Source organism: Peptoniphilus sp. DNF00840 (assembly GCF_001553125.1).
Classification (GTDB): domain Bacteria; phylum Bacillota; class Clostridia; order Tissierellales; family Peptoniphilaceae; genus Peptoniphilus_A; species Peptoniphilus_A vaginalis.
Map to the genome: position 1 here is coordinate 95,449 of NZ_KQ960199.1, position 6,687 is coordinate 102,135.

6 protein-coding genes are annotated in these 6,687 nt (G+C 35.5%); all 6 read left to right on the forward strand.

Features of this window, described 5'->3' with window-relative positions:
• The first annotated feature begins 2 nt into the window (after positions 1-2).
• The 6 genes from HMPREF1864_RS03275 to HMPREF1864_RS03300 all read left to right on the forward strand — a co-directional run bounded on the left by HMPREF1864_RS03275 (position 3) and on the right by HMPREF1864_RS03300 (position 6,622).
• Positions 3-1,547, forward strand: coding sequence for an ABC transporter ATP-binding protein (locus HMPREF1864_RS03275; RefSeq protein ID WP_062571420.1), 1,545 nt, complete (start codon positions 3-5; stop codon positions 1,545-1,547).
• Entirely contained in the window at positions 1,517-2,218 is a 702-nt protein-coding gene (locus HMPREF1864_RS03280; RefSeq protein WP_062571421.1) for an energy-coupling factor transporter transmembrane component T family protein, read from the forward strand. Before HMPREF1864_RS03275 ends, HMPREF1864_RS03280 begins: the two co-directional genes overlap by 31 nt.
• A 16-nt stretch (positions 2,219-2,234) precedes the next feature.
• Positions 2,235-2,816, forward strand: a complete 582-nt coding sequence (locus HMPREF1864_RS03285; RefSeq protein WP_062571422.1) for an MptD family putative ECF transporter S component — start codon at positions 2,235-2,237, stop codon at positions 2,814-2,816.
• A 317-nt stretch (positions 2,817-3,133) separates the two neighbouring features.
• Positions 3,134-5,887: a heavy metal translocating P-type ATPase gene (locus tag HMPREF1864_RS03290; protein ID WP_062571423.1), complete on the forward strand. Its 2,754-nt coding sequence runs from the start codon at positions 3,134-3,136 to the stop codon at positions 5,885-5,887.
• Entirely contained in the window at positions 5,884-6,153 is a 270-nt protein-coding gene (locus HMPREF1864_RS03295) for a metal-sensing transcriptional repressor (protein WP_005955077.1), read from the forward strand. The genes HMPREF1864_RS03290 and HMPREF1864_RS03295 overlap by 4 nt, the downstream gene beginning before the upstream one ends.
• A 7-nt stretch (positions 6,154-6,160) precedes the next feature.
• Positions 6,161-6,622 carry a hypothetical protein gene (locus HMPREF1864_RS03300; RefSeq protein ID WP_062571424.1) on the forward strand — a complete coding sequence of 154 codons (462 nt, stop codon included), beginning with the start codon at positions 6,161-6,163 and terminating at the stop codon, positions 6,620-6,622.
• Positions 6,623-6,687 lie beyond the last annotated feature (65 nt).

Consider the following 6,687-nt stretch of genomic DNA (forward strand, 5'->3'; position numbering starts at 1 on the left):
AAATGAGAGATGTAGTTATTGAGTTTGACAATGTAAGTTTCAATTACGGGACACAAACAGAAGGGTGTCTAAAGAATATAAATCTTAAAATTAAAGAAGGAGAATTTGTATTGCTTACTGGTCAATCTGGTTCAGGGAAAACAACTGTTACAAGATTGATAAATGGCTTGATTCCTCATTTCTTTGAAGGGAGTTTAACTGGAAGTGTAAAAGTAATAGGAAATAATATAAAAACCATCACTCCCGGAGAGCTGGGTAAAAATATTGCATCTATATTTCAAAATCCACGAAGTCAATTTTTTACAACGAATAGTACCAATGAAGTGGCATTTGCTCTTGAAAATTATGGGATAGATAGAAATGAAATGATAGATAGAGTGAATTGTGCATTTCACGATTTTGAAGCAGAAAGTCTTATGGATAGGGATATGTTTTCTTTATCTAGTGGTGAAAAACAGAAGATAGCTATTATAGCTGCAAAAGCTTTGAATCCAAAGATTTATGTTTTTGACGAGCCATCTGCAAATTTAGATATTTCTTCAATTCTTAACTTAAAGAAAATGATGGAAAGCTTAAAGAAACAGGGATATACAGTAATTGTTTCAGAGCATAGATTGTTCTACTTAAAAAATTTGGTAGATAAATGCTTGATAATGAAGGATGGAAAAATTCATAGAGAATTAGAGAAAAATGATATTGAAAACCTGCATGATTCAGATATTAGGGCATTAAAACTTCGAACATTTAAGTTAAGTAATATTAAATATGAACTAAAGGATAATCTTATTGTTAATAAGCAAAGCGCAGATTTTAAAGTGGAAAATTTATCTTTTTCCTATGATGTAAATCATTCTGTTTTGAGCAATTGTAATTTAGAAGGGAATTTTGGTGAAACAGTAGCTATAGTTGGACACAACGGAAGTGGCAAAACGACATTAGGAAAAATAATGTCAGGATTATTAAAAGCAAGAAGTGGACAATTTTTTATTGAAGGTAAACTTACGAAGCAAAAGGAGTTATATAAAAGTGTATATTTTGTGATGCAAGATGCAGACTATCAACTGTACTCCGATTCTGTTGTTTCTGAGTTAATGCTCAGTTCTATGGATAGCATTAAGAGTATTAAGAAAAATGATGAGAAAATAGAAAATGCGATGAGTTTGTTGAATATCTCATCATTCAGAAATAGACATCCGCAAAGTTTATCAGGAGGGCAAAAGCAGCGAGTTACTATTGCGGCTGCAATAGCTTCAAATAAAAAAATTATGATTTTTGATGAGCCGACTAGTGGACTAGATTATGAGAATATGAAAATCGTATCTGAAGCCATGAACACTCTTCGTAAAAAAGGAATACTGATTTTTGTTATTTCTCATGATTTAGAGTTTTTAAGTAGAGTAGCAACTAAAGCAGTTTTTATAGAAAACAATACTGTTAGCAAAGGGAACAGTTTAAAGAAAAGTGGTGAGTTTGAAACAATAAAAAGATTTTTACTACAGAGTGAGGGATATGAAGAATGCACAAATCTTGCAAACAAAATGGAGTAAGATATGATCCAAGAATTAAGTTGTTACAAGTTTTAATTATAGGAGTTTTAGTATTTACTTTGACTGGTAAAAAGTATGAGATTCTACTTTTTTTGTCAGTATTTGCATATGGAATGATAAGCGGCATATACAAAACTTGTTTTAAATTTTTAGCTTTATATACAGTGTTGTTTTTGGCAGCGGATATAAGTCCATTATTTATTTCAACTACAATACACTATTTTGTCCTATGTTTTATAACATTGGCACTTGCAGCTATAAATATGATTAGAACAAGTGAAATATCTGAAGTATTAGCCTCCTTGCAAAATATGAAAATCCCATATTATATAAACATTCCATTAGCTGTTATATTAAGATTTTTTCCCACTCTAAAACAGGATATTATTTATATAAAGCAGGGAATTAAGACGAGAGGAATTGATATTTCTTTCTTTGGATTTTTAAAACACCCCTTTAAAGTTTATGAAATGATGTTGATTCCTATGTTAATGCGAATGTTATGTACTGCAACTGAGTTGTCGGCATCTGTTGAGACACGAGGACTTGGAGTTTCGTGTAAAAAAACTAGTTATACAGAAGTCAAATTTCGTATGCTTGATACGTTATTGTTAGTAATAATGGTGGCATTTTATCTAACTATTATCATTATGAAAATAAAAAATATTTAAAAAAAGGAGAATGATTATGGAGGAAAAAAAGAAATTTCAAATTAAAGATTTAATTATTACAGCACTAATGGTCTTATGCTCACAGGTTTTATACAGAGTATTATCTTTTCTGTTTGTATCGCCATATACAATGTTATTAGCTGTTCCAATCTGGTCAATTATTGGAGCAATTGCTTATTTTTTAGTTCCAGCAAAAACGAAAAATCCATGGATGATTTTATTATTTTGTACATTGACAAGCATTATAGGCTTTTATCCGCCATATATAATCAGTTGTATAGTTGCTGGAATCATAGCCACCTTGATTGCGAGAACAAAGGGAACTGGTAATTATAAAGGATTAACAATTGGATATATGATATTTTGTGTCCTTTCTGGTTTTGGTGGAATGTATGTACCCTTTCTTTTCTATGCAGATCAAACACTTAAAGCTTATGAAAAAATGTTTGGGAGTGAATATTTAGGAACATTAACTAAAATTATTTCTCCTATGACTACAGTAATAATGCTTATTGTAATAGCCATTTGCGGATTGATTGGAGCAGTAGTTTCTAAGAAACTATTGAAGAAACATTTTGAAAAAGCAGGAATGATTTAGTATTTTTCGCAAGGTTAATAATTCCAATGACTTATCTCTGGGAGAGAAAAAACTAAGTCAAACAAGAAAGACCATAACAAAGGTGCAAAGAGATAAATATCGGGGCTTATGTTGCAGAGTAGAATCATCTATTCTGCAACATAAGCTTTTTTATTTATCAAAATTTTTCCCGTAAAAAATTATTAATACGCATAAAATTTATAAAAATTATGCGATTTTTTAAAGATATTAAGAGGTCTTATCAAAAACTTGTAAAAAATTTCTACCAGTGTTAAGATAAAATCAAAGTACACCCCTAGGGGGGTATGGGAGGTAATATGGAAAAGAAATTTGATGTCAGGGGGATGACTTGTTCTACCTGTGTTGCCAATGTAACCAAGGCTGTTGAAAGGCTTGATGGCGTAAGCACTGCCAACGTCAACCTCATGACCAACTCAATGAAGGTAAATTTCGATGAAAATAAAATAAATGACGATGAAATTATAAGAGCTGTGGAAAAAATTGGCTATGGAGCAAGCCCAGCTGGAGAGAAAACGAAATCTCAAGACAAGCCAGTGGATGACAGGGAGAGAGCTCTTAAGAATAGGCTAATATCTTCTAGCATCTTTATGCTGATCCTAATGTATATTGCCATGGGTCACATGGTCCACCTGCCAACTCCAGGGATCTTTCATAGAAGGGAAGGGGCAATAATTTTTGCCTTCTCGCAATTTCTCTTGGCTCTTCCAGTTGTCTACATCAACAGAGCTTTTTACATCTCTGGCTTCAAGGGTCTCAAGAACAGGGCGCCTAACATGGACAGCCTTGTTGCCATTGGGTCTTTGGCAGCTCTTGTCTACGGAATCTTTGCCATCTACATGATGGCTTATGGCTTTGGTCATGGTGACATGGGACTTGTAGATGCCTACAAAGACAACCTCTACTTTGAGTCCTCAGCTATGATTTTGACCCTTATAACTGTGGGGAAATACTTGGAAGAAAAGTCCAAGAACAAGACCAGGTCATCTCTTGAAAAGTTAATGGACCTTGCCCCAAAGATGGCAACTGTCCTTGAAGACGGCAAGGAAGTCGTAAAAAACATAGAAGATGTAAGAGTGGGAGATATTTTACTTGTAAGGCCTGGCGAGTCTGTGGCAGTTGACGGCAAGGTTATTGAAGGTGCATCATCCCTTGATGAATCGGCAGTAACTGGCGAGTCTATTCCAGTTCAAAAGTCTGTGGGCGACAGGGTAATCTCGGCTTCCATTAACACAACGGGATCTTTTAAGTTTCAGGCAGAAAAGGTCGGCGAAGACACAACTATCTCACAAATTATAAAGTTGGTTGACGAGGCCAACCAGTCCAAGGCTCCTATTGCTAAGCTTGCAGATAAAATTGCCGGTATCTTTGTGCCAACAGTTTTAATTATTGCTGCAGCAACTTTTGGCATTTGGATGGCTCTTGGTTATGGATTTGAAAATGCCCTTAACTTTGCCATCTCAGTCCTAGTTATTTCTTGTCCTTGTGCCTTAGGACTTGCAACACCAGTTTCAATAATGGTGGCAACAGGAAAGTCTGCCGACTTTGGACTTCTCTTTAAGAATGCAGAAGTCTTGGAAAACCTCCACAAGATTGATGTCATCGTAATGGATAAGACTGGGACTATTACGGAAGGAAAGCCAATCCTAACAGATATTGTGACAGACCTAGACCAAGATGAGTTTTTAAAAATTGCTGGGTCACTAGAAAAAAATTCTCAACACCCACTGGCTTTTGCAATATTAAATTACGCAGAAGAAAAAAACATAAACTTAGGAGAAATCACTAACTTTAATTCAGTTAGTGGCAGGGGCCTAAATGGAGAGGTCGCTGGTAAGAAGTATCTTGCTGGAAATCTTGAATACATGCTTGAAGAAAAAATTGACCTAAAGAACTTTAGGACCAAGGCAGAGGAACTTGCTCGTCAAGGCAAGACTTCTATGTACTTTGCCAATGACAGGGAAGTAATGGGAATAATCTCTGTCAAGGACTTGCCTAAGAAGTCATCAAAGGATGCAATTAAGCTTCTAAGGGACATGGGCAAGAAAATCATTATGCTAACTGGAGATAATGAAAAAACTGCAGAAGCAATCGCTGGGGAAATTGGAGTTGACGAAACCCTTGCAGGTCTTTTACCTCAAGATAAAAATAAGGAAATTGACAAGATTCAAAAATCTGGCAAGAAGGTCCTTATGATTGGTGACGGAATCAACGATGCCCCATCCCTTGCCAAGGCAGACATAGGCATGGCAATAGGTCATGGGACAGATGTGGCAATTGAATCATCAGACGTGGTCCTCATGAGGTCTGACCTCTTAGATGTTGTTTCTGCCCTTGAACTTTCTAAGGCAACAATAAAGAACATCAAGGAAAATTTATTCTGGGCATTTTTCTACAACACAATTGGAATTCCCATAGCTGCAGGACTCTTGTTCCCAGCTTTTGGGATTAAACTTTCCCCAATGTTTGCAGCCTTTGCCATGAGTATGTCATCGGTCTTTGTTGTCAACAATGCCTTGAGGTTAAGAAGATTTAAACCAAGGGGCGTGAAAAGATCCTTGGAAGAATCAAATTCTGCAAGAGAAAAAGAAAAGGTAGATAAGCAAAAAGATTTGGAAAAAAGTGAAAAAATTACTAGAATAGAAGTAGAAGGCATGATGTGTGGCCACTGCGAAAAGAGAGTTGCTGATGCCCTAGAAAAAACTGGCAAAGCAAAAAATGCAGTGGCAAACCACGAAAACTCTTCTGTAGAATTTATAGACCAAGGTCTAAGCCCAGAAGAAATAAAAAATGCCATTGAAGAAGCAGGTTATAAAATTGTTAAAAATAAAGGAGAAGATAATATGGAAAAGATTTTAAATGTTGAAGGAATGTCTTGTAACCACTGCAAGGCATCAGTAAGGAAGGCTCTTGAAGATCTTGACGGAGTGAGAGAAGCTGACGTAAGCCTAGAAGACAAGAAGGCAAGGGTAGAACTTGACAAGGACCTTGCAGACCAAGTCCTTGTTAAGGCAGTTGAAGATGCTGGCTTTTCTGCAAAAATAGAAAAATGAGAGCAGACAAGGAAGTCCAACTTAGGAAGTTAAAAACTGTCAGAGGACAAATTGATGGCTTGATAAAAATGGTTGAAGAGGACAGGTATTGCCTAGACGTCTCCAACCAACTCATGGCATCAATCTCCATCCTTAAAAACATCAATAAGGATGTCCTGACAGCCCACCTAAGGGGGTGCGTCAAGGATTCCTACTCCAAGAGCCAGGAAGAAATTGACGAGAAAATCGAAGAGATCAACACCATAATAAACAAGTTGTCAAAGTAGGTGTGATATGAAATTTAAAAAAATATTTTATTTGTTTCTAGTCTTAATTTTTCTCACAGCTTGTAAGAAGGACCAAAGTCATGAGATAAAATTTTCCACTGGAGAAACTTATAAGTTTCAAGACCTATCTGTGGAAGTAGTTACTGACGAAGAAAAGATGACTACTAGAGAAATTTTTTCTTCTAAGGATAATGAAGAAAAGTTAGGGGAAATAATAAGTCTCTTGGAAAATTTACAAGTAGTGGACCAGGGATATTCCTATGCTTCAATCCCAGGTTATAAAAGTTTATTAATTAAGTTTCACAAAAAAGACGGGGAAGATGCAATTTATATGTACAACTCAGAAAGAGATAGGGACACAAATAAATTTCACTATACCTTCTATGGAAAGCTTGGCGACCAAGAAAGTCTTGCACTCTTATCCGATGATGATTTAATTTCAGAGATAAAGTATATTGTAGACAAATAAAAAAAGATCACGGTAGAAATATTTTACCGTGATTTTTAGTACCATAAATAGTGTAAGAAAGGAAG